This is a genomic window from Cellulomonas telluris, assembly GCF_004886325.1.
Taxonomy (GTDB): Bacteria; Actinomycetota; Actinomycetes; order Actinomycetales; family Cellulomonadaceae; genus Cellulomonas; species Cellulomonas telluris.
In genome coordinates this window covers 158,593-181,566 of the sequence record NZ_QXFN01000001.1, presented here as the reverse complement: position 1 = coordinate 181,566, position 22,974 = coordinate 158,593, and the positions used below count along the sequence as shown (strand labels likewise).

The window sequence follows — 22,974 nt, the reverse complement described above, 5'->3', positions numbered from 1 at the left end:
GTCGGTTCGGACCGCGTCAGAGCGTGACCTCGACGCGGACGGTGCTGCCGGCGGGGGCGTACGGCACGAGGTTGCCGTCGACGGGTGCGCCGTCGACCACGAGCCGCCCGCGCGAGCCGCGCGCACCGGAGTTCGTCACCGCGATCTCGTACGTCGCCCCGCGGGCGACGCGCGTGACCGTGAACGACGGGACGTCCGGGCCGATCTGGGGGTCGACGACCAGGCCCTCGTAGTCCGGGCGCACGCCCAGCAGGTGCTGCGACACCGCGACGAAGTTCCACGCCGCCGTGCCGGTCAGCCAGGAGTTCTTCGCCTCGCCGGCGCGGGGCGCCTCCTTGCCCGCGATCATCTGCGCGTACACGTACGGCTCGAGCCGGTGCACGTCGCTGATCTCCTCGCGGTACGCGGGGGTGATGCGCCGGTAGTAGTCGAAGGCGCGGTCGCCGCGGCCGAGCACCGTCTCGGCGATGATCACCCACGGGTTGTTGTGGCAGAAGATGCCGCCGTTCTCCTTGTACCCCGGCGGGTACGTGGAGACCTCGCCCAGCTCGAGCTGGTACGTCGTGTACGCGGGGTACTGCAGCACCAGGCCGTGCGGCGTGCCGAGCATCTCCCCGACCGCGTCGAGGGCCTGCACCGCGGGGGCGTCCGCGTCGTCCGGGCCGTCGCCCACGCCGATGCCCGCCATGACGGCGAAGCCCTGCGGCTCGATCCAGATCTTGCCCTCGGGCTTCGCGTCGGTCCCGACGGGGTTGCCGAAGTAGTCGTACGCGCGCAGGAACCAGCGGCCGTCCCAGCCGTGGTCGAGCACGGCCTGACGGACCTCCTCGACGACCTTGCGCGCCTGGGACGCGACCTCGCCGAGTCCCCGCCGCTCGGCCAGCTCCGCGTACTCGGCGCCGTACAGCACGAACTGCGCGGCGATGAAGACCGACTCGGCGACGCCGCCGCCCTTGTTCTCGGTGGTCTGGAACGACTCGCCGGGCTCGGTGGAGAAGCAGTTGAGGTTCAGGCAGTCGTTCCAGTCGGCGCGGCCGATGAGGGGCAGGCCGTGCGGGCCGCGGTGGTTGACCGTGAACTCGAAGGAGCGCGTGAGGTGCTCGAACAGCGGCACCTCCGACCCCGGCTCGTTGTCGAACGGCACGGGCTCGTCGAGGATCGACCAGTCGCCCGTCTCCTTGACGTAGGCCGCGGTGCCGGCGATGAGCCACAGCGGGTCGTCGTTGAAGCCGGACCCGATGTCGTTGTTCCCGCGCTTCGTCAGCGGCTGGTACTGGTGGTACGCGGAGCCGTCCGGGAACTGCGTCGACGCGATGTCGATGATGCGCTCGCGCGCCCGCTCCGGGACCAGGTGGACGAAGCCGAGCAGGTCCTGGTTGGAGTCGCGGAAGCCCATGCCGCGGCCGATGCCGGTCTCGAAGAACGACGCCGAGCGCGACATGTTGAACGTGACCATGCACTGGTACTGGTTCCAGATGTTGACCATCCGGTCGAGCTTCTCGTCGGTGGAGCGCACCGAGTACGTCGAGAGCAGGTCGGTCCAGTAGGTGCGCAGCGCGTCGAACGCGGCGTCGGTCTGCTCGCTCGTCGCGAAGCGGCCCAGCAGCGCGTGCGCGCGCTCCTTGTTGACGACCTGGTGGGCGTCGTCCGCCCACTTCTCGTCCTGCGGGTTCTCGAGGTACCCGAGCACGTAGACGAGCTCGCGGGACTCGCCCGGGGCGAGCGTGACGTGCACGGAGTGCGAGCCGATCGGGTACCAGCCCGACGCGACCGAGTCCGCCGAGGCCCCGGCGCGGGGCACGGCGGCCTCGCCCAGCCCGTTGTACGCGCCGACGAACGTGTCGCGGTCCGTGTCGAAGCCGTCGGCGCGGGTGTTCACGCCGAAGACGGCGTAGTGGTCGCGGCGCTCGCGGTACTCGGTCTTGTGGTAGATCGCCGACCCGTGCGGGCCGTCCTGCTCGACCTCGACCTCGCCGATCGAGAGGTTGCGCTGGTAGTTCGTCTGGTCGTCCTGGGCGTTCCACAGGCAGAACTCGACGAACGAGAAGAGCGTGACGGTCTTCTCCGCGTCGGAGGTGTTGGTGACGGTGACCTTCTGCACCTCGGCGTCCTCGCCGAGCGGCACGAAGAACAGCGTCGAGACCCGCAGGCCGCCGCGCTCACCGGTGATGCGCGAGTAGCCCAGGCCGTGCCGCGTCTCGAAGTGGTCGAGCTCGGCCTTCACCGGCAGCCACGACGGGGTCCACACGTCGCCCTCGTCGTGCACGTACAGGTAGCGGCCGCCCGCGTCCGCGGGGATGTTGTTGTAGCGGTACCGCGTGAGGCGGCGCATCTTCGCGTCGCGGTAGAACGAGTACCCGCCGGCCTGGTGGGAGAGCAGCGAGAAGAACCGCTCCGACCCGAGGTAGTTGATCCAGGGGTAGGGCGTGTGCGGCGTCGTGATGACGTACTCGCGGGCCTCGTCGTCGAAGTGGCCGAAACGCATGTCATGCCTCTCGCGTGCGCCGTCGCACGTGGCCGTCGGCACGGGTCGGCACCGAGCGGTGCGGCCCAGGTCAGCGGCCCTGCTCGGGTACCTGGTCGTGATGTCTCTGCTGGTGCGGCGTGGTGCGCGAGAGCGCTCCCACGCCTGTCGACCGACAGCATAGCCGCCGGTGCCCCGGCCCGGAACGGGTCGGCAGGTTTCACCGCGGCGGCACGGCGCCGGGCGTCGGGGACCCCGCGCCGCCGCGACGCGCGAGCCCCGACCGGCGAGCGGGCGCGCTGTCGGCGTGACCAGCGGAAACGGACGTTCCCGACGGATCGGGAGAGGCCGGGCACGGCCGGTGTGAAGTCCGGTGTGAAAAGGCCGCCGCCCGTCGGGGAGGCGCTCTCCGCACCCCGAGCATCGGACGAGCGCCCGTCCACCGGACCCACGAGCCGTCCGGCCCGCCCCTGCCGTCGCAGCACCGCGGGGAGAGGGCGCGCCCACCCGAACCTGGAGGACCACGTGCCCAAGAGGCTGCCCGCGTCACACCCGCGGACGACCACCGCACGCCCGAGCGGGGCCGCGCGCGCCGCCCGTTCCGGCGCCGCGACCCTGACGACCCTCGGCCTCGCGCTCGCGAGCGTCGTCGCGCTGCCCGCCGCGGCTCTCGCCGCTCCGGCCCCGGCCGCACCGACCCGTACGTTCCAGGTCGGCGACACCGTCGCCGGCACCGTGCCGGACGGCGTCTGCGCCGTCACGGCCACCGTCGTCGGCGGCGCAGGCGGCCGCGGCGCGGCCGGTGCGAACGGCATGGGGTCCAACGGCGCCGCGGCGAGCATCACGGCGACGTTCGACGTCCTGCCCGGCACGTCCTTCAGCGGCGTCGTGGGCGGCGGCGGCGGTGTGTACGTCGGCCGGGTCGGCGGCGTCGGCGGCACGAACGGCGGCGGCGCCGGCGGCACCGCCGTCACCCAGCACGGCGGTGCCGGCGGTGGTGGCTACAGCGTGCTGCACCTCGGCGACGCCACGGCGCCCGCGGTGCTCGCCGGCGGCGGTGGCGGCAGCGGCGGCGGCCACTCCGTCACCACGGACGGCTTCGGCGGCGACGCCGGCCTGCCCACCGGCCCCGGCACGGTCGCCGCGGGCGAGGCCGGCACGGCCGGGTACGAGGGCGCGGGCGTCGTCGTCGGCGGTGGCGCCGGCGGCGGGGCGGACGCCCCCGGCGCGGGCGGCGTGCACAGCACGGACACCAGCCTGAACGGCCTGCCCGGCCAGGGCGGCACGGGTGGCGCGGGCGCGCCCGACCCGAACTACGACGCCGGCGGTGGCGGCGGTGGCGGCCTGTACGGCGGTGGCGGCGGCGCCTCGACCGTCCTGAAGAACGGCGACAACGGCATCGACACCGTCGCGGGCGGCGGCGGTGGCGGCGGTTCCAGCACCGTCGCGGCCGGTGCGCGCGACGTCGCCGCGACGCCCGTCGGGCGCCAGACCGGCACGGGTGCCGGCGCGAACGGCTCCATCACGCTCGACTGGGTGGAGTGCGCCTACGACCTCGCCGTCACCAAGCAGGTGGCGGTCGAGGACGCCCCCGCCGGAACGGCGGTCGCGCCCGTCGGCTCGACGCTCGTGTGGACCGTGACGGTCCGGAACGCGGGCCCGGCGGCGATGACGCGCGGCGACGTCGTCACGCTCACCGACACGGTCCCCGGGGCCGGTCCGACCACCATCCGCTCCGTCACGGTCGACGGGGGCACGAACGACGCGCTCGAGCGCGGCCCGGTCACGTGCGACGCGGCCGTGGGCGACGCCATGCCGGCCGCCCTGGTCTGCGCGCGGCCCTTCGCGCCGGTCGGCGGCGACGAGGACGGCGTGCGCGGCCTCGACGTCGGCGAGACGCTCACCGTCGTCTACGAGCAGGACGTCACGGACGCGCCGAACACGGTCCTCACCAACACCGCGTCGGTGACCGACCGCGGCCCGGACGCGAACGACTCCGCGACCGCCACCGTCACCGTGGTCGGCCCGCCGCTCGCGCAGGACGACGCCGACCTCGAGAACACCATCGGCAGCGTCGTGCGCGTCCCCGTGCTCGACAACGACACCGCCGTGAGCGGGGCCCTCGTGCCGTCGTCCGTCGTCCTGTGGGACGCGGCGGCCGGTCGGTCCGCCGGCACGGAGCTGGTCGTCGAGGGCGAGGGCACGTGGCGCGTCGACACGGCGACCGGGGCCCTGACCTTCACGCCGGAGGACGGCTTCCTCGTCGACCCGGCGCCCGTCGCGTACCGCGTCACCGACGAGAACGGCCTCACCGCCACGGCGACCGTCACGGTGGGCTACGTGCCCGAGGCCGTCGCGGACGAGGACCTCGGCAACGCCATCGGTGACGTCGTCACGGTCGACGTGCTGGCGAACGACCGCGGCGACCTGGACCCCGCGTCCGTCGTCCTGGTGCGCGGCACCGAGCGCGTGAGCGAGCTCGTCGTCGAGGGCGAGGGCCGCTGGACGGTCGACCCGCGCACCGGCGCCGTGACGTTCACGCCGGAGCCCGGCTTCCTCACCGACCCCGCCCCCGTGGTCTACGAGGTCACCGACAGCACCGGCGACACCGTCTCCGCGACCGCCACCGTCGGCTACGTGCCGGACGCGACGGACGACGTCGACCTGGCCAACACCATCGGCGACACCGTGACGGTCGACGTCCTGGTGAACGACGCGGGCGACATGGACCCGACGTCGGTCGTCCTGGTGGACGGGACCGACCGCGTCACGACCCTCGTGGTCGAGGGCGAGGGCACGTGGACCGTCGACGCCGCCACGGGCGCGGTCACCTTCACGCCCGAGGACGGGTTCACGGGAAACCCCGCGCCGGTCACCTACGAGGTCACGGACACCACGGGCGACACCGTCGCCGCGACCGTCACGGTCACGTACCAGCCGGTCGCCGACACCGACGCGAGCCGGGGCAACGAGCTCGGCAGCCCCGTGACCGTCGACGTCCTGCCGAACGACGCGGGCGCCCTGCTCGCCTCGACCCTGCGGCTCGTCGACCCCGTCACCGGGGAGCGCGTCACCACGCTGCGCGTGGCCGGCGAGGGCGTCTGGACGGTCGACACGACCGCCGGCACGGCGACGTTCACGCCCGAGGACGGCTTCTGGGGCAACCCGACGCCGGTGCGGTACGAGGCGCAGGACGCCGCGGGCGGCACCGCCGGCGCGGACGTCGTCGTGACGTACCTGCCGCGCGCGCTCGACGACGTGCGCGAGGGCGTGGCGGCCGGCACCCCGGCGACGGTCGACGTCGTCGGCAACGACCGCGGCGAGCTCGACCCGACCACGGTCCGGCTGCTCGACCCGTCCGGCGCCGAGGTGCTGACGCTGACGGTGCCCGGCGAGGGCACGTGGACCGTCGACCCCGCCACGGGGGTGCTGACCTTCACGCCCGCCGCGGGCTTCACCGGTGACCCGTCGCCGGTGCGGTACCGGGTGCTCGACGTCGAGGGGAACGCGACGGAGGCCTCGGCCCGCGTCACCTACCTCCCGGCGGCGGTGACGCCGACGCCGACGCCGACGCCGACGGCCACGCCGGCCGCCCCGGCGGCGACGTCCCCGCTGGCCGCGACCGGCGGGGCGGGCCTCGGGCTCGCGGCCCTCGCCGCGCTGCTCGTGCTCGGCGGCACCGGGGCCCTGGTGCTGCGGCGACGGGGTGCCGAGGGCTGACGCCCTGACCGCGTGAGGGACGAGGGCCCGGTGTCGAGCAGCGGCACCGGGCCCTCGTGCGCGTGCGGCCCTCGTGCGCGTGGCCGGCGTGCGCGTGGCCGGCGTGCGTGCGCGGCCGGCGTGCGTGCGGGGCCGGGCCGGCGCTCAGGCGCCGGGGACCGTCTCGTCCGCCTCCAGCAGCCCGTGCGCACGTGCCGACGCCAGCGCCGACGCCCGGGACGTCGCACCGAGCTTGCGGTAGAGCGTGCGCAGCTGCGACTTCACCGTGTGCGGGCTGACCACGAGCTCGGCCGCGATCTCGGACGTCGACCCGGAGCGCGTCAGCGCGCGCAGCACGACCGCCTCGCGCGGTGTGAGCTCCGGGGCGGCGGCGACGTCGGGCAGGACCGCCGGGACGTCGGCGGCGAGCAGGTCGGCGTCGGGCAGGCCGCGCGCGACGGCGAGGGCCCGCAGCCGGGCGCGGTGCCCCGCCGGCAGGAGCACGAGCGGCAGGCGCAGGCGGTGGACCCGCAGCAGCGCCAGGGCGCGTGCGAGGGCGGGCACGGCCTGCGTCTGGCGGCCGTCGGCCGCGAGCGCGGCGGCCTCGAGCAGCGCCTGCTCGGCCTGCGTCCGCGGCGGCAGTCCGGGTACGGCGGAGCCCGCGAGCGACGCGACCGCCTGCGCGGGCCGGCCCGCCACGAGCTCCGCACGGGCCCGGGCGATCGTCAGCGCCGGTCCGGGGCGTGCGTCGGGCAGGGCCGCCGCCGCCGCGAGCGGGCGGCCCGCGGCGGTGACGAGCAGCGCGTGCGTCGCGTCCAGCAGGGCGGCCGTCGCGCGGTGCGTCGACTGCCGGCGCGCGTGGGCGCGGCGGGTGCTGGCGAGCCGCTCGATCGCCGTCTCGGCACCGGAGGTCAGCAGGTCGACGTGCGCCTGCACGTGCGCGAGCAGCGGCCAGTGCTCGATCGTCTCCCGGTGCGGCGCGAGCCGGTCGAGGTGCGCCTGCGCCCGGGCCGGGTCGAGCGCCTCGAGCGCGAGCACCGCCTCCGCGACCTGGTGCAGGGCGCCGGTGTACCCGTCGACGGACCCCTCCGGCCAGCGGCGGCCGCGCACGTCCGCGGCGTACCCCTCCGCCGCCTCGAGCGAGCCGCTGAGCGCGTGCAGCCCGGCCAGCAGGGACAGCGCCCCGAGGCGCCCGAGGTCGTGGCGCGCCTCGGCGAGGGCGCGCTCGCCCGCGGCTGCGGCGTCGTCCGGGCGGCCGTCGTAGAGGTAGGCGAGCCCGGTGTGCAGGTAGGCGGGGTTGAGCAGGTCCTCGACCTCCGACCGGTCCGCGGGCGCGAGGTCCTCGAGCAGGGCCAGCAGGTCGTCCCCGGCGTGCGCGGCGGCGCCGGCCCGACCCGTCACGCGCAGCGCGACGGTCTCGATCAGCCGCATCGCGACCCGGTCCGGCGCGGACGCCCGGTGGCGCTGCGCCCGCGCCGTCGCCGTCGCGAGGCCGAACAGGGCGACGGCGACCGCCCGCGACCGGCGGTCGGCGTTGTGGCCGAGGGCGAGCAGGAACAGGATCACCGGGTGCCGCCGCAGCCGCACGAGCCCCAGGGGGGCGACCGTGCGGCGCACCGTGCCCGCGTGCTCCGACAGGAACCCCCGCCAGTGGTGCCGCAGCACCGCCGTCACGAGGTCGAGGTCGTCGGCGTCGACTGCCGCCTCCACCGCCTCCACGGGGCGGCCGTGCGCGTCGGCCCACACGGCGACCGCGCGGCGCAGGGCACGGAACCGGGCCGGGTCCTCCCGGCGCAGCCGCGCGCGCAGCGCCTGCCGCACGACCGACGTGTACGCCAGCGCCCGCTCGCCGCGGACGTGCGTCCACGTCCCCAGGCCGAGGCGGGCCACGTGGTCGAGCAGGGCGTCCGCGTCCTGCGCGCCGGAGAGCGTGCGGGCCAGGTCGGGCGGGAGGACGTCGGCCGTCACGGTGGCCGCGGCGAACGCGCGCACAGGGGCGTCGAGCGCGTCCACGGCCGCCGCCACGAGCTGCTCGAGCGCCTGGCGCGGGTCCACGTCGCCGCCCGCCTCCCGCTCCAGCAGCACGGCGCGGACCGCGAGCGGTGAGCCGTCGGTCGCGCGGTGCACGGCGGCGGCGTCGGGCTCCGGGACGCCCAGCACCCGTGCCGTCTCCTGCGGGGTCAGCGCGAGCGCGGCCCCGTCGAGCACCTCCGAGTCGAGCACGAGCCGCACCCGCGCGGACTCGAACGCCGTGACGGACCGGCAGGCCACCACGAGCCGCACGGTCGGCACGGCGGTGACGACGTGCACGAGGTCCTCGACCACGTCGTCGTCCAGGCGGTCCGCGTCGTCGACGACGAGCGTCGCGGACCCGAGCCCCGCGAACGCGCGCGTGAGGAAGGCCCGCAGGTCGACGACCTCGGCGAGGGACCCGTCGCCGTCGGCGAGCGGACCGTCCGGCGGCCCCAGCCCGGCGTCGGAGACGAGCGCCGCGACCTGCCCCCAGAACGCGAGCCGCCCCGGTGACGGCGCCGTCACCGACACCCAGACCCCGCGCAGGGCGGGGTCCCCGGACGCCCGGGCCCACTCGGCCAGCAGCACGGTCTTGCCCCCGCCGGCCGGGGCGCGGACGACGGTCAGCGGCGCGCGCCGGTCGAGCGCGGCGACGAGCCGCGGGCGGGGGACGGCCCACGACGGGAGGCGCGGCGCCCCGTGCAGCGCCGGCGTCTCGCGCTCCGGCCGCGGGCGCACGTCGTCGGCGCTCACGTCCGCCCCCCGCCCGTGACCACCGGCTGCGCGACGTGCGGCCCCGCCCCGCCCGCCGTCGGGAGCCCGCGCCGCGCCAGCCGGACGCCCACGACCAGCGCGAGCACCGCCACACCGGCCGCGGTCGCGAACAGCCCCGGGTAGCCGCCCAGGTGGGCGATGACCGTCGCCGCCAGCGCCGGGGCGACGGTCTGCGGCAGGTTCGTCGCGACGTTGTAGAGGCCGAGGTCCTTGCCCGCGCTCGCGCCGCCGGCGGGCAGCACCTCCGTCACCAGGGCCGTGCCCGACGCCATGTGCGCCCCGAAGGCGACGCCCTTGAGCACGGCGAAGACGGTCATGCCGGTGGTCGTCGGGACCGCGAGCGGCACGAGCATCGCCACGGCGAGCAGCCCGCACGCCCCGAGCATGAACGGGGTGCGCGTCCCGACCCGGTCGCTCCACCAGCCCGTGACGACGACGGCGACGAGCACGGCCGCGAGGGTGGTCGCGGTGAGCGTGCCGGTCAGGGCGGTCGCCGCCCGTGCGGGCACCCCCACGTGGTCGGTGAGCACGTAGAGCTGGTAGGCGTAGACGAGCTGGTAGGCCAGCACGAACAGCAGGCGGGACACGAACGCGTCGGTGAAGCGGCGCTCACGGCGGGGGTCGACCAGCAGGCCCCGCCAGAACGGCGGGCGCACCGGCGCGTCGCCCGCGGCGGCGTCGCTGTCCCACGGGCGTCGGCGCCGTGCCTCGACCGCCACGAAGACCGACGTCGCCACGAGCACCGTCACCGCCAGCCCCGTCCATACGCGGCCCGGACGCGCGGCCGACGCCCCGGCGGCCAGCACCGCGACGGCACCCCCGGCGACGGCCCCGAGCCCGATGAGCGCGAACGCCCGCCCACGCCGCCGCGGCGGCACGTCGTCCGGCACGACCGCCGAGGTCGCGACGTCGAGCCCGTTGAGCGCCACCTGCGTGACCACCCACAGCACGGTCACGGCGGCGAGCGTCGTCGCACCGCCGAGGGCGAGCAGGCCGGCGGCCGCGACGAGCGTCCCGGCGACCGCCCACGGCACCCGCCGGCCCCAGCGGCCGCGCGTGCGGTCGCTCAGCGCCCCCACCAGCGGCTGCGCGGCGATCGTGCACGCGAACGACACGGTGCTCACGAGGGCGAGGTTGCCGACCTTCGCCGCCGGGTCGATCGCCGCGACCTGCGCCGGCAGCAGCACGGCGACGACGGCGCCGTAGCAGGCCGCGAGCGCCGCGGCGACGACGGCGAGAGAGCCGACGAGGGGACCGCGCTGCACGGCCTCCCGGCCGTCGGTCCCCACCACGCCCGCCACCGTAGCAACCGCCGCCGCGGGCCTCGCGGACCACCGCACCGCCGGACGCCGCGTGCCCACTACCGTGGGCGCGTGCTGCTCTCCGACCGTGACATCCGCGCCGAGCTCGAGTCCGGCCGCGTGGCCCTCGACCCGTACGAGCCGGCGATGATCCAGCCGTCGAGCATCGACGTGCGCCTCGACCGGTTCTTCCGGCTGTTCGACAACCACAAGTACCCGGTGATCGACCCCTCGGCGGAGCAGCCGGACCTGACCCGGCTCGTCGAGGTGGAGCCGGAGGAGCCGTTCGTGCTGCACCCGGGGGAGTTCGTGCTCGGATCGACGTACGAGCGCGTGAGCCTGCCGGACGACGTCGCCGCCCGGCTCGAGGGCAAGTCGTCCCTGGGGCGGCTCGGGCTGCTCACGCACTCGACGGCCGGGTTCATCGACCCGGGCTTCTCCGGGCACGTGACCCTCGAGCTGTCGAACGTGGCGACGCTGCCCATCCAGCTGTGGCCGGGCATGAAGATCGGGCAGCTCTGCTTCTTCCGGCTGTCGTCCGCGGCCGAGAACCCCTACGGGTCCGCCGCGTACGGGTCGCGCTACCAGGGGCAGCGCGGGCCGACGGCGTCGCGGTCCTGGCAGGGGTTCCACCGGACGGAGGTCTGACGCGTGGCGCCGCTGCCCCCGCTGCCCGTGCACGACCCCGCGCTGGCGGACCGGCACCTGCTCGCGCTGCCGGACGGCGTCGAGCCGGACGAGGTGGAGGTGCTCGCGTCCAGCCGGTTCCGCAACGTCCGGTGGGAGGCCGCGTCCCCCGGTGACGCGGCCACCCGGACCGGGGTGCTGCCCGCCGTCACGGCGGCGCTCGGCATCCGGTCCGTCGGGGCCCGTGCGAACACGACGCCGGTGCGCGCGCTGCGGCTCGCGCGGCTGTCGAGCCTGGCGGGGCCGTACGGCGTCGCCGTCGAGGACGCCGTCGCGCTCGGGCTGCCGGCGTCGACGCGGACGGTGTGGGTCCTGTCGGCGCCGCGCGAGCGCGGGGAGCGCCCCTGGCCGGGCGGCGACCGGGACGGGCTCAAGCGCGCGTTCCCCGACGGTCTGCCCGTGCGGGAGGAGGAGCGGGTCCTCCAGTGGCTCGTGGCCGCCGCGCGACGGCTCGGCGGTGCGGTGCGGACGCAGACCGGCGCGATCCTCACGCCCGACCCCGACGCGTCGACCGACCTGACCGTGCTGACGTCCCGCTGGCTGGAGCCCGACGACGTCCTGCGCATCGTGCAGCGCGTGCAGCCGCGCGCGTACCTCTCCGTGGCGACGCCGGGGTCGTGGGCGGGGCCCGCCTCGCGCACGGGCCGCGGGTCGCAGGGCGCGGTCGGCGGGTCCCCGGAGGCGGGCGGCTCCGGGCTGCGCGCCGCCCTCGAGCGGTACGGCGTCGCGGACGAGGACGAGCGGCACCGGCTCATGGCCGAGGCCGACGCGTACGACGAGCTCATGCTCGCCGCGCCGCCGCCCGCCGAGGCGTTCGGGGTGCTCGTCGACCTGGGCGTCGACGGCATGCTGGCCGTCGAGGTCTCCGCGACCGAGCAGCTGCCGCCGCTGCTCGAGGGCCTGCCCTGGGTCGCGGACGGTGTCGTGGCCTACCGGGTGCGCTGGGAGCCGCGCGAGATCGAGCAGCTCGAGCAGGAGCGTCCCACGCTCGACCACCGTGTCGCGCGCAGCCGCTCCGCGCCCCTGGTGTGCGCGGTCGCGCGCGTCCTGCACGCCGAGGTGGGCGGCGAGATCGCCGACGAGTCCGACTTCCTGGTGGACCCGGCGGACCTCTGAGACGCCCGCCCCGGCGGGCGCGGCGACGCCCTCGCCGCGCGACCGCCCGCCCCGCCGCTCGGGATGCCGGGCCGCGCGGGCGCAGGTAGACACGACGCATGGGAGCTCTCGTGCGATCTGCAGCGCTCGGCCTGGCGGCCGGCGGACGGGCGGCGGTCGGGGTGGCGGTCCCCGTGCTCGCCGCGACCGAGGGGAAGCGCGGCGTCGGACCGGCGCTCGCGCGCACGCTGGCGCGCACCGCGCTCGTGGGTGAGACCGTCACCGACAAGCTGCCGGGTCTGCCGAGCCGGCTGATCCCGCCGATGCTGACGGGCCGCGTGCTGTCCGGCGCCGGCGGTGCGGTCGCGCTCGCGCTCGTCGAGCGGCGCAAGGTGCCCGCCGTCGTGCTCGCCGGGCTGGCGGGCGCCGCCGGCGCGTTCGCCGGAGCCGTCGGCGGGGCGTCGTGGCGCGAGTGGGCGGCCGACCACGGACCGGCGTTCCTCAGCGGACGCGCCGCAGGCTTCGCCGAGGACGCCGTCGTGCTGTCCACGGCGAACAAGCTGGTCGCCACGTCGCGCTGACGCCGGTGCGGCACAGCCCGCCGCGTCCCCGCGCCACCCGGTCCCGCCCTGCGTGACCACCCCGGCCGTGCCCCACCACCCGATCTGCCCGACCCACCCGACGCCGCCGACCACCCCACGCCGCGACAGGAGGCCCACCATGGCCGACCAGTACACGATGACCGACCCGATCTCCCAGTACCCCCAGCCGGAGATCCCCGAGCAGACGCTCGACGGCCCGGGCCTCGACGCGGACCTGACCCCGCAGGCCGACCACGGCTTCGACACCTACCGCGGCAGCGGGCGCCTCGAGGGCCGCCGGGCGCTCGTGACGGGCGGCGACTCCGGCATCGGCCGCGCGGTGGCCGTGGCCTTCGCGCGCGAGGGCGCGGACGTGGTGCTGTCGTACCTGCCGGAGGAGCAGGAGGACGCCGAGGTCGTGCGGCGCCACGTCGAGGACGCCGGCCGTCGGTGCGTGCTCGCGCCCGGTGACGTGTCGGACGAGCAGGTCGCGCGCGGCCTCGTGCGGACGACCGTCGACGAGCTCGGCGGCATCGACGTCATCGCGAACATCGCGGGCCGCCAGCAGCACGTCGAGGACCTCGCGGACCTGACGAGCGAGAGCTTCGACCAGACGTTCCGCACCAACGTGCACGCGCTGTTCTGGATCGTGCAGGAGGCCCTGCCGCACCTGCCGAAGGGCGCGTCGATCATCAACACGAGCTCGATCCAGGCGTACCAGCCGTCGCCCAACCTCGTGGACTACGCGACGACGAAGGCCGCGATCAACACGATCTCCAAAGCGCTCGCCGGGCAGCTCGCGCCCAAGGGCATCCGCGTCAACGTCGTGGCGCCGGGGCCGATCTGGACGCCGCTGCAGGCCGCGGGCGGTCAGCCGCCCGAGGCGCTGCCGGAGTTCGGCGAGCAGACGCCGTACGGCCGCGCGGGCCAGCCGGCCGAGCTCGCGCCCGCGTACGTGTTCCTGGCGTCGCAGGAGTCGAGCTACGTCAGCGGCGCGACGATCGCGGTGACGGGCGGGATGCCGACCCCGTGACCGACGACCCGGCGCTGCCGGACTCGCTCACCGCGGACGAGGGCATCCCGGGGTCCGGCCGGCGCGACGCCGACGACCCGCGGCCGCCCACGCCCCGCACCGACGGGTACGTGCCGCTGCGCGCGTACGCGGCGATCGGGGACGGCCGGACGGTCGCCCTGGTGGCGGACGACGGCCGCATCGACTGGTTCCCGGTGCCGGTGCTCGACACGCAGCCCGCGTTCGCGGCGGTCCTCGACGCGGTCGGCGGCGGGTTCCTCGAGCTCACGCCGACCGTGCCGTTCGAGGTCGCCCGCGCGTACGTGCCCGGCACCAACGTGCTGGTCACCCGGTTCGTGACGGCCACGGGCGAGGCGCGCGTGACCGACGCGATGACCACCGGCGTCGCGGGCCGGCTGCCGTGGTGCGAGCTGGTGCGGCGCGTCGAGGGCGTCACCGGGAGCGTGCCGATGGCGTGGCGCGTGGTGCCGGGAACCATGCTCGGCACGGCGTCCCCGTGGGTGCGCCGCACCCGGCGGGGGCCGGTCATCACGCTGGACGGCGTCTCCGTGGTCGTCTCGACGCTGGGCGAGATGACCACCCACGTCGACGACCGCGAGGTCGCGGGCGTGCTCACGACCGCACCGGGCTCCCGGCACGTGCTGGGTCTCGCGGGCACGCAGGACGAGCCGGTGTACGTGCCCGACCCGGAGGAGATGGACCGGGGCATCGAGCGCACCGTCGAGAACTGGCGCACCTGGACCCGCGAGTTCCACTACGGCGGGCCGTGGGCGCAGGCGGTGCAGCGCAGCGCACTCGCGCTCAAGCTGCTCATCCACTCCCCGACGGGCGCCGTCGCCGCCGCCGGCACCACCGCGCTGCCGGAGTCCTGGGACGGCGGCAAGAACTGGGACTACCGGTACGCCTGGGTGCGCGACGTCGCGTACGTCGTCGACGCGCTCACGCGGTTCGGGCTGCGCGAGGAGACGCACGCCGCGATGGCGTGGACCCTGCGGACCGTCGCCAAGCACCCGCCGTCGGTGTTCTTCACGCTCGACGGCGAGCTCGCGCACGGGCGCGCCGACCGCGACGTGCCCGGGTGGCGGGGCATCGGTCCCGTCGTCGACGGCAACCGGGCCTCGCGCCAGCTCCAGCTCGGCACCTACGGCGACCTCATGGGCGTCGTGCGCACCTACGTCGACGCGGGCAACCTGCTCGACGCCGAGACGGCCCGCGTGCTCACCGGCGTGGCCGACCGCGCCTGCGACGCGTGGCGCAAGCCCGACGCCGGCATCTGGGAGCTCACCGACGAGCACCGCTACACGTCCTCCGCGCTGGGCTGCCGGCACGCGCTGCTGTGCGCGGCGCACCTCGCGGAGGAGGGGCACCTGCCGGGCGACGCGGTGCGCTGGCGCTCCGAGGCGGAGGCGATCGCCGCGTGGGTGCGGGCCGAGTGCTGGTCGGACGAGAAGCAGGCGTACGTCATGCACCCCGGCACGGACGCGCTCGACGCCTCGGTGCTGCTCTTCGTCGACCAGGAGTTCGACACCCCCGCGCGGCTGTCGTCGACGCTCGACGCGATCCGCCGCGAGCTCGGCTCCGGGCCGCTGCTGTGGCGGTACTCCGGCATGCAGGACGAGGAGGGCACGTTCGTCGCGTGCGCGTTCTGGGGCGTGCGCGCGGCCGCGCTGCTCGGCCGCGTCGACGAGGCGCGCGCCTGGATGGACGACCTGCTGGAGCAGGCGAACGACGTGGGTATCTGGTCGGAGATGATCGACGGCCGGACGGGCGAGTTCCTCGGCAACCTGCCGCAGGCGCTCTCGCACCTCGCCCTCGTGCACGCCGCGCTCGCGGTCGGCGGCGACACCGACGCGCACGTCGTCGACGCGCAGGACGAGCGCGCCTACCCGTCGCCGGGCGACCCGCCGTCGCGGCCGCACACGCACGGGCAGGACCGGTGGTCCTCGGCGGAACCGGCGCGGCCCGCGTCCTGACGCACGAGGCCGGCACCGAGGGGGCGCTGACCTAGCCTCGTCGCATGGCCTGGCGCACCGTCTCCTCGCGTGTCGTGTACGAGAACCCGTGGATCGTCGTGCGGGAGGACGACGCGGTCGCGCCCGACGGGAGCCCGGCGCTGTACGGGTGGGTGGAGCTGCGCCCGTCGGTGTTCGTCGTCGCGCTCACGGACGACGACGAGGTCGTGCTCGTCACCACGGACCGGTACACGACCGGGCCGGCGTCGGTGGAGGTGCCCGCGGGCGGTACCGACGGTCAGGAGCCGCTGGTGGCCGCGCAGCGCGAGCTCGCCGAGGAGGCGGGTCTCGTCGCGCGCGAGTGGGTGCACCTGGGAGTCACGGAGGCGCTCAACGGGATCGCGCGCGCCCCCGAGCACGTCTTCGTCGCCCGGGGCCTCGCGCCGGCCGGCGACGCGGCCGCCACCGCGGACGAGCAGGCGCACGAGGGCATCAGCCAGGTGCGGACCGTGCCGTTCGGCGAGGCGCTCGCGATGGTGCGGGACGGTCGCATCCGGGACGGGGAGACGGTGGCCGCCCTCGCGCTCGCGGCGCTCCACCTCGGCCGGCTCCGCTGACGCGCGGTCGCACCCGCCGACGCCCGGCCACACCCGCTGCGCGCGCTCAGACCCGCTGCGCGCGCTCCAGGCGGGCGTAGCGGCCCCCGGCCGCCATGAGCTCCTCGTGCCGGCCCGTCTCGACGATCCGGCCCTGGTCGAGCACGACGATGCGGTCGGCGTCGCGGATCGTGGAGAGGCGGTGCGCGACCACGAGCGTGGTGCGCCCGCGCATGAGGCGGGCGAGCGCGTCGCGGACGAGCGCCTCCGACTCGGGGTCGAGCGCGGAGGTCGCCTCGTCCAGCAGCAGGACCCGGGGGTCGCGCACGAGCGCCCGGGCGATCGCGATGCGCTGCCGCTGCCCGCCGGACAGGCGCGCGCCGCGCTCGCCCACCACGGTGTGCCAGCCGTCGGGCAGGGCGTCGACGATCTCCGCCGCGTTGGCGTCCTCGAGGGCGGCACGGACCCGCTCGTCGGGCACGTGCCCCAGCCCGTAGGTGACGTTGTCGCGGATCGAGCCCTCGAACAGCACCGACTCCTGCGGCACCACGGACACGTGCCGGCGGAACGTGCGCAGGTCGAGCGTGGCGGCGTCGACACCGTCGAGCAGCAGGCGCCCGGACGTCGGCCGCAGGAACCCGAGCGCCAGGTTGAGCACGGTGGACTTGCCCGACCCGGACGGCCCCACGAACGCCACGGTCTCGCCCGGGCGCACGTCGAGGTCGACGCCGTCGAGCGCGTGCCCGTCGGCGTCGTCGTAGCGGAAGTGCACCGCGTCGAACGTCAGCCGGCCCTCCACCGAGCCGACGGCGGCCTTGCCCTCGTTCTGCTCGACGTCCGGCTCGGCCAGCACCTCGGCGATCGACCGCACGGACTCGGTGCCCTTGGCCGCCACCGGCAGCAGCATGAGCAGCTGCGTGACGCCGCCGGTGATGAGCGTGAAGTTCGACGACAGCAGCACGACCTGCCCGGGCGTCACCGGGAACCACCCCGTCAGGGCCGCGGTCGCGGCGAGCACGAGGCACCCGACGCCGAGCAGCTGCAGCCCGACCCACGACAGCGACGCGAACCGGCCGTTGAGCACGTCGAGCTCGTACCCCGACGTCCGCACGCCCTCGGCGCCCTCCGCGACCCGCTCCTGCGCCGTCGCCTCGAGCCCGTGCGCGCGGGTGATCGGCATGAGCGTCGCCATCTCGCCGACGCGTGCGGAGAACCGCTCGACCTGCTTGCGGAAGGCCTCGTTGCGCTCGCGGGAGCGGCGCGCCAGCCCGTACCGCAGCAGCACGGCCAGCGGGATCGTCAGCGCGTACACGGGCAGGAACTGCGGCACCGACGTCGCGGTGGTGACGACGGCGCCCATGACGACCATCGACGACGACAGCAGCGGGTGCGTGACCTGCTGGAGCATCAGCTCGACGTTCTCGACGTCCCGGACGACCTTGGTCTGCACGATCGAGGCGGACGTGCGGGTGTGGAAGCCGATCGACAGGCTCTGCAGCCGCGCCGCGAGCGCGTTGCGCAGGTCGGCGCCGATCTGCCGCACCGCGCCCATGAACAGCTTCGTGTACATGACGTGGTTCGGGTAGTTCTGCAGCAGCGCGACGAACGCCACCCCGGCCCACAGCCACAGCTCGTGCAGCGGCCGGCGGTCGACGACGACGTCGATCACCCGTGCCGTGATGAACGGCATCAGCCACAGCGGCGTGTCCTTGAGCGCGAAGAAGAACACCGCCGTGGCGATGCGCCGGCGGTGCATGCCCAGGAGGTGGAAGACGGACCGGACGGGATGCTGACCGTCGACGTCGACGGACGCTCGCCGCGAGGCGGGGGAGGTCACGCCCCCATCCTCACCCGGCACCCCCGTCACGGAAAGCGCAGTCCACCATCCGGGGTCCCACCCCACCGGGCCGCCCACCGGCGAGCGCGGTAGATGCGGCACGAGCGCGGTGGTCGTATCAGGTGCGCTGGTCGCGCATCCACCGCGCTCGGCGGGCGGGTCTGCCGGGCGGCCCGCGCCTCGGTGTGTCGGCGCCGCGCGGGTGGTGGCCGACGCCACCTCGCCCGCCCCTGCCCGATCGCGCCCCCGCGTGCCACCATGGCGGCGGGACCGCGCCCCCACCCCATGTCGTCGCGGTCCCCCGGACGAGCGGCGCCGTACCCGGAGAGCGACAAGACGGCAGCCAGCGGAGGTCCACCATGTCCTGGCTCGTGCTCGTCGTCTCCGGGGTCCTCGAGGCCGTGTGGGCGACCGCCCTCGGGCGCTCCGAGGGCTTCTCGAAGCTGGGCCCGACCGTCGTCTTCGGCGTCGCGCTGCTCGCCTCCATGGGCGGGCTCGCCTACGCGATGCGCGAGCTGCCGACCGGCACCGCCTACGCGGTCTGGGTCGGCATCGGCGCGTCCCTGACCGTCGCCTACGGCATGGCGACCGGCGCCGAGACGGTCTCGCTCGTGAAGATCCTGCTCATCCTCGGCATCGTCGCCTGCGTGATCGGGCTCAAGCTCGCCCACTGACGGCCGCCCCTGAGGACGGACGCCGCGCGCCCGGGCCGCTGTCGTCCCACGATGGTGGCCCGGGCGGCGCCCGCCGCCGAGCGGCAGGGGGTGGTGCCATGAGCGGACGGCTCCCCGACGCCCCCGTGCACGTGCCCGTCGCGCACATGCGCTGGGAGGGCATCGCGTTCCTGCACTGGGCCTACCCGCCGGACGTCGTCGCGCCGCACCTGCCCGACGGCCTGGTCCCGCAGGTCCTCGACGGGGCCGCCTGGGTCGGGCTGACGCCGTTCGTCATGCGCGACGTCCGACCGGCCGGCCTGCCCGTGCCGCCGCGCTGGACCCGGTTCGTCGAGGTCAACGTCCGCACCTACGTGCGGCACCCGGCGAGCGGGACCGACGGGCTGTGGTTCCTCACGCTGCTGTGCGACCGCGCCGAGGTCGTGGCCGGGCTGCGTGCCGCCGGCGTGCCGTACCGGCGTGCGTCCGGGCGTGTCCTCGACGCGGGCGGCGGGACGCGGTACGAGGCGCGCGGCCGCGCGGGCGGGCGCCTGGACGCACGGGTCGTCCCCGGGGCCCGCATCGGCCGACCCGACCCCTGGCTGATCGCCGTCACGGGGCGCTGGAACGCCTACGCCCGGAGGGCGGGCCGGCTGTGGCGCGTGCCCGTCGAGCACGCGCCCTGGCCCCTGCACGCCGCCGCCGTCCCGCACCTGGGGACGGACCTGCTCGAGGGGTGCGGGCTGCCGGCGCCGTCGGGCCCGCCGCACGCCACGTGGTCCCCGGGCGTCGACGTCCGGGTCGGCCAGCCGCGCCTGCTGCCGACGCGCTGACCTGCACCGCCACCCGGGGGACGTGACCACGCGGAAGGACCGCCCGGGCTGCACGGGCGCGCTGCGTGGGCGAGGGTCGAGGCAGCACCCGTCCCCTGGCACGAAGGAGGCACACCGTGGCGCCCCCGCACCGCGACGCCCGGCGTGACGCCGAGCGCACCGCTCCCGAGCTGTGGAGGTGGCCGGCCGTGGCCGGCGTCACGGCCGTCGTCGTGGGCGTGGCGCTCTCGCACGTCCGTCCCGCCCCGGACTCGACCTTCACGCGCGTGCTGTGGCCGGGAGACGTGGCGGCCGCGACCGCGGCCGTGCAGACGGTGGCGACGGCGACCATGGCGACGCTCACGACGGCGTTCTCGATCACCGTCGTCGCGCTGCAGCTCGCGTCCCAGCAGTTCTCCCCGCGGCTGCTGCGCGACTTCCTGCGCGACCGGACGATCAAGGGCGTCCTCGCGGTCCTCGTCGGGACCGTCGCGCTGTCGCTCACGGTGCTCCGGACCCTCCACGAGGACGAGCCCGTGCCGACGCCCGCGGTGGCGCTCGTGCTGGTCGCGGCGGCCGCGAGCGTCGCCGCCGTCGTCGCGTTCGTCCACCACATCACGGGCATGCTCCGCATCGAGTCGATGATGGCCAGGGTGCACGACGAGGCGCAGCGGGCGATCGCGATGTTCCTCCCCGAGCGCGGCGACGGGCCGGCGCAGGTCCCGGAACGGATCGGGCCCGACCGGCCGGGGACCGTGGTGGAGGCGACGCGCGGCGGGTTCGTGCAGCGGGTCGACGTCGGGCCGCTGGTGGAGCGCGCCCGCGCGGCGGACGTGATCGTCCGGGTCGAGGCGCGCCCGGGGGATCTCGTGGTCAGCGGCACCCCCCTCCTGACCCTGTGGACGGGCGACGGGCGGGACGCGGCCCGTGTCCCCGACGACGCCGTCGCGGGGCTCCTCGACGCGGTCGCGCTCGGCCGCGAGCGGACCGTCGAGCAGGACGCGGCCTTCGGGTTCCGCCAGCTCGAGGACATCGCGGTCAAGGCGCTGTCGCCCAGCATCAACGACCCCGTCACGGCCACCCACGCCGTGGGCCACATGACGGAGCTCCTCGTGAGCCTCACGAGCCGCCGGCTGGGCGGGACGATGCACACCGACGAGGACGGGGTCGACCGCGCCGTCGTCATGGACCGCGACCTGCGCTACTACCTCGACCTGGCGTGCGGCCAGGTGCGCCGGTACGGGCGCAGCGAGCCGACGGCGCTCATCGCGCTGCTGCGGCTGTGCCGGGACGTCGCCGTGCACGCCGACCCGGACGCCCACGCGCCGGAGCTGCGGCGCCAGGTGGACCTGGTGGTCCGGGAGATGGACGACGGCCTGCTCGAGGAGGACCGCGCCGCCGTCCTCGACCTCGCCGACCGTGTGCACCTGGTCCTCGACGGGCGCGTCGCGGACGCGTACGCCGACCGCAGCGGGGAGACGCGCTCCCTCTGACCCGGGTGGGTCAGGCGGCCGCGGCCTTCTCCGCGAACTGGGTGCGGTACAGGTCCGCGTACAGCCCGCCGCGGGCGAGCAGCTCGGTGTGCGTGCCCTGGTCGACGACGCGCCCGGCCTCGACGACGACGATGAGGTCGGCCTGCCGGACGGTCGACAGGCGGTGGGCGATGACCAGGGACGTGCGCCCGGTGAGCGCCTCGTCGAGGGCGGCCTGCACGGCGGCCTCGGACTCGGAGTCCAGGTGGGCCGTGGCCTCGTCGAGCACGACGACGTCGGGGGCCTTGAGCAGCAGCCGCGCGATCGCGAGGCGCTGGCGCTCGCCGCCGGAGAGGCGGTAGCCGCGGTCGCCGACGACGGTCTCGATGCCGTCGGGCAGGGACGCCACGAGGTCCCACACGTGCGCGGCGCGCAGGGCGCGCTCGATGTCGGCGTCCGTCGCGTCGGGGCGCGCGAAGCGCAGGTTGCCCGCGATGGTGTCGTGGAAGAGGTGCGCCTCCTGGCTGACGACGCCGACGGTCGCGCGCAGCGAGTCCGCGGTGACGTCGCGCAGGTCCTGCCCGGCGATGCGGACGGCCCCGCGCGTGGGGTCGTACATGCGCGTGACGAGCTGGGAGATCGTCGTCTTGCCGGCGCCCGACGGGCCGACGAGGGCGACCATGGCGCCCGCCGGCACGGAGAACGCGACGTCGGTGAGCGTGTCCGCGACCGGGTCGTGGCTGAGCGTCGCGACGGACTCGAGGGACGCGAGCGACACCTCGCCGGCCGCCGGGTAGCGGAAGCCGACGTGGTCGAGCTCGATGCTCGCGCCGCGCGCGGCGACCGCCGTGCGCAGGTCCGACGCGCCGGGCTTCTCCGCCACCGTCGGCTCGAGGTCGAGCACCTCGAGCACGCGCTCGAACGAGACGAGCGCGGTCATGACGTCGACCTGCACGTTCGACATCGCCGTGAGCGGGCCGTAGAGCCGGCCGAGGTACGCGGCGAGGGCGACGACGACGCCGACCGTCAGCTCGTCCCGGATCGCCAGCAGGCCACCGAGGCCGTAGACGATCGCGGTCGCGACGGACGCGACGGTGGTCAGGCCGATGCGGAACCACGTCGAGTACAGCGCGCGCTTGACGCCGATGTCGCGCACGCGGGCGGTCTGCTCGGCGTAGGCGGCGGACTCGCGCGCCGGGTCGCCGAACACCTTGACCAGGTGGGCACCGGCGACGTTGAACCGCTCGGTCATCGTCTGGGACGCCTCGGCGCCGAGCTCGTAGGACTCGCGCGTGATCGCGGCGATCTTCCGCCCGAACCAGCGGGCGGGCAGCACGAAGACGGGCAGCAGGACGAGCGAGAGCAGCGTGAGCTGCCACGACATCGACAGCATCGCGGCCAGCACGAACGCGACCGTGAGCGAGTTGCTCACGACGTTGGACAGCGTGGACGTGAACGCCTGCTGCGCGCCGAGCACGTCGCCGTTGAGGCGCTGCACGAGCGCACCGGTGCGGGCCCGGGAGAAGAACGCCAGCGGCATGCGCTGCACGTGGTCGAACACGGCGGTGCGCAGGTCGTGGATGAGGCCCTCGCCGATGCGCGCGGACACCCACCGCTCGGCCACGCCGAGGATCGCGGAGACGACCGCGAGGCCGGCCACCGCACCGGCGATCCCGACGACGACGCCGGTGTCGCCGCGGGTGATGCCGTCGTCGATGAGCCGCTGCAGCAGCCACGGGGTGAGTGCGCCGGCGCCGGCGCCGAGCGCGATGAGGACGAGGAAGACCGCGAGCTGGGCGCGGTAGGGGTGCGCGAACGCGAGGATCCGGCGCAGCGAGCCGCGCTGCAGGCGCTGGGCCTTGACGGACGGGTCGCGCGTGAAGCCGCGGACGGCGGGGTTGCCGCCTCCGCCGGGCATCGAGGGGGGAGTCATGGGGCCTCCTGGGTCCGGAGGTGTCGCGGCCAGGTGCGGACGCGATGCTGAGGTTACCTCACCATGAGCGTG

The 22,974-nt window shown here is 75.8% G+C and carries 15 protein-coding genes and 1 riboswitch; of the genes, 10 read left to right on the top strand and 5 right to left on the bottom strand.

Annotated features, from left to right (window positions below; all coding sequences use genetic code 11):
- Positions 1-16 precede the first annotated feature (16 nt).
- Positions 17-2,485 carry a glycoside hydrolase family 94 protein gene (locus FB586_RS00950; RefSeq protein ID WP_136517472.1) on the bottom strand — a complete coding sequence of 823 codons (2,469 nt, stop codon included), beginning with the start codon at positions 2,483-2,485 and terminating at the stop codon, positions 17-19.
- A 504-nt stretch (positions 2,486-2,989) separates the two neighbouring features.
- On the opposite strand from FB586_RS00950, the gene FB586_RS19675 reads away from it, so the two are divergent.
- The gene (locus FB586_RS19675) at positions 2,990-6,184 is read left to right on the top strand and encodes an Ig-like domain-containing protein (protein ID WP_187697830.1); all 3,195 of its coding nucleotides are present in this window, start codon (positions 2,990-2,992) and stop codon (positions 6,182-6,184) included.
- A 144-nt stretch (positions 6,185-6,328) separates the two neighbouring features.
- Here FB586_RS19675 and FB586_RS00915 read toward each other — a convergent pair whose 3' ends face one another.
- Positions 6,329-8,929, bottom strand: coding sequence for a helix-turn-helix transcriptional regulator (locus tag FB586_RS00915; protein ID WP_136517471.1), 2,601 nt, complete (start codon positions 8,927-8,929; stop codon positions 6,329-6,331).
- The gene (locus tag FB586_RS00910; protein ID WP_168800404.1) at positions 8,926-10,242 is read right to left on the bottom strand and encodes an MFS transporter; all 1,317 of its coding nucleotides are present in this window, start codon (positions 10,240-10,242) and stop codon (positions 8,926-8,928) included. The genes FB586_RS00915 and FB586_RS00910 overlap by 4 nt, the downstream gene beginning before the upstream one ends.
- Positions 10,243-10,323: 81 nt before the next feature.
- Between FB586_RS00910 and dcd the strand changes: the two genes are divergently transcribed.
- The 6 genes from dcd to FB586_RS00880 all read left to right on the top strand — a co-directional run bounded on the left by dcd (position 10,324) and on the right by FB586_RS00880 (position 16,216).
- Positions 10,324-10,899, top strand: coding sequence for a dCTP deaminase (gene dcd / locus FB586_RS00905; protein ID WP_136517469.1), 576 nt, complete (start codon positions 10,324-10,326; stop codon positions 10,897-10,899).
- A gap of 3 nt (positions 10,900-10,902) precedes the next feature.
- On the top strand, positions 10,903-12,054 hold the full coding sequence (locus tag FB586_RS00900; protein ID WP_136517468.1) for a hypothetical protein: 1,152 nt from the start codon (positions 10,903-10,905) through the stop codon (positions 12,052-12,054).
- Positions 12,055-12,152: 98 nt separating this feature from the next.
- Positions 12,153-12,614, top strand: a complete 462-nt coding sequence (locus FB586_RS00895) for a hypothetical protein (RefSeq protein WP_136517467.1) — start codon at positions 12,153-12,155, stop codon at positions 12,612-12,614.
- Positions 12,615-12,753: 139 nt separating this feature from the next.
- Positions 12,754-13,647, top strand: coding sequence for an SDR family oxidoreductase (locus FB586_RS00890; RefSeq protein ID WP_136517466.1), 894 nt, complete (start codon positions 12,754-12,756; stop codon positions 13,645-13,647).
- Positions 13,644-15,620 (top strand): glycoside hydrolase family 15 protein, encoded by a 1,977-nt coding sequence (locus FB586_RS00885; RefSeq protein WP_136517465.1) that lies wholly within the window; start codon positions 13,644-13,646, stop codon positions 15,618-15,620. The genes FB586_RS00890 and FB586_RS00885 overlap by 4 nt, the downstream gene beginning before the upstream one ends.
- 44 nt (positions 15,621-15,664) lie before the next feature.
- Positions 15,665-16,216, top strand: coding sequence for an NUDIX domain-containing protein (locus tag FB586_RS00880; RefSeq protein ID WP_136517464.1), 552 nt, complete (start codon positions 15,665-15,667; stop codon positions 16,214-16,216).
- A gap of 46 nt (positions 16,217-16,262) precedes the next feature.
- On the opposite strand, the gene FB586_RS00875 is transcribed toward FB586_RS00880, so the two are convergent.
- Positions 16,263-18,032, bottom strand: coding sequence for an ABC transporter ATP-binding protein (locus FB586_RS00875; RefSeq protein WP_246036287.1), 1,770 nt, complete (start codon positions 18,030-18,032; stop codon positions 16,263-16,265).
- 282 nt (positions 18,033-18,314) lie between these two features.
- Positions 18,315-18,379: riboswitch (guanidine-III (ykkC-III) riboswitch) on the top strand.
- A 12-nt stretch (positions 18,380-18,391) separates the two neighbouring features.
- Between FB586_RS00875 and FB586_RS00870 the strand changes: the two genes are divergently transcribed.
- The 3 genes from FB586_RS00870 to FB586_RS00860 all read left to right on the top strand — a co-directional run bounded on the left by FB586_RS00870 (position 18,392) and on the right by FB586_RS00860 (position 20,990).
- A complete protein-coding gene (locus tag FB586_RS00870) occupies positions 18,392-18,706 on the top strand; it encodes a DMT family transporter (RefSeq protein WP_136517463.1) in 315 nt (104 codons plus the stop codon).
- 98 nt (positions 18,707-18,804) lie between these two features.
- Positions 18,805-19,518: a YqjF family protein gene (locus FB586_RS00865; RefSeq protein WP_136517462.1), complete on the top strand. Its 714-nt coding sequence runs from the start codon at positions 18,805-18,807 to the stop codon at positions 19,516-19,518.
- Positions 19,519-19,634: 116 nt separating this feature from the next.
- Positions 19,635-20,990 (top strand): DUF2254 domain-containing protein, encoded by a 1,356-nt coding sequence (locus tag FB586_RS00860; RefSeq protein WP_168800403.1) that lies wholly within the window; start codon positions 19,635-19,637, stop codon positions 20,988-20,990.
- A gap of 10 nt (positions 20,991-21,000) precedes the next feature.
- On the opposite strand, the gene FB586_RS00855 is transcribed toward FB586_RS00860, so the two are convergent.
- Entirely contained in the window at positions 21,001-22,902 is a 1,902-nt protein-coding gene (locus FB586_RS00855; RefSeq protein WP_136517460.1) for an ABC transporter ATP-binding protein, read from the bottom strand.
- Positions 22,903-22,974 lie beyond the last annotated feature (72 nt).

Coding starts and splice junctions, on each gene's coding strand:
- FB586_RS00950 (WP_136517472.1), bottom strand. CDS start 2,485: ATGCGTTTCGGCCACTTCGACGACGAGGCCCGCGAGTACGTCATCACG.
- FB586_RS00895 (WP_136517467.1), top strand. CDS start 12,153: ATGGGAGCTCTCGTGCGATCTGCAGCGCTCGGCCTGGCGGCCGGCGGA.
- FB586_RS00890 (WP_136517466.1), top strand. CDS start 12,754: ATGGCCGACCAGTACACGATGACCGACCCGATCTCCCAGTACCCCCAG.
- FB586_RS00880 (WP_136517464.1), top strand. CDS start 15,665: ATGGCCTGGCGCACCGTCTCCTCGCGTGTCGTGTACGAGAACCCGTGG.
- FB586_RS00870 (WP_136517463.1), top strand. CDS start 18,392: ATGTCCTGGCTCGTGCTCGTCGTCTCCGGGGTCCTCGAGGCCGTGTGG.
- FB586_RS00865 (WP_136517462.1), top strand. CDS start 18,805: ATGAGCGGACGGCTCCCCGACGCCCCCGTGCACGTGCCCGTCGCGCAC.
- FB586_RS00855 (WP_136517460.1), bottom strand. CDS start 22,902: ATGACTCCCCCCTCGATGCCCGGCGGAGGCGGCAACCCCGCCGTCCGC.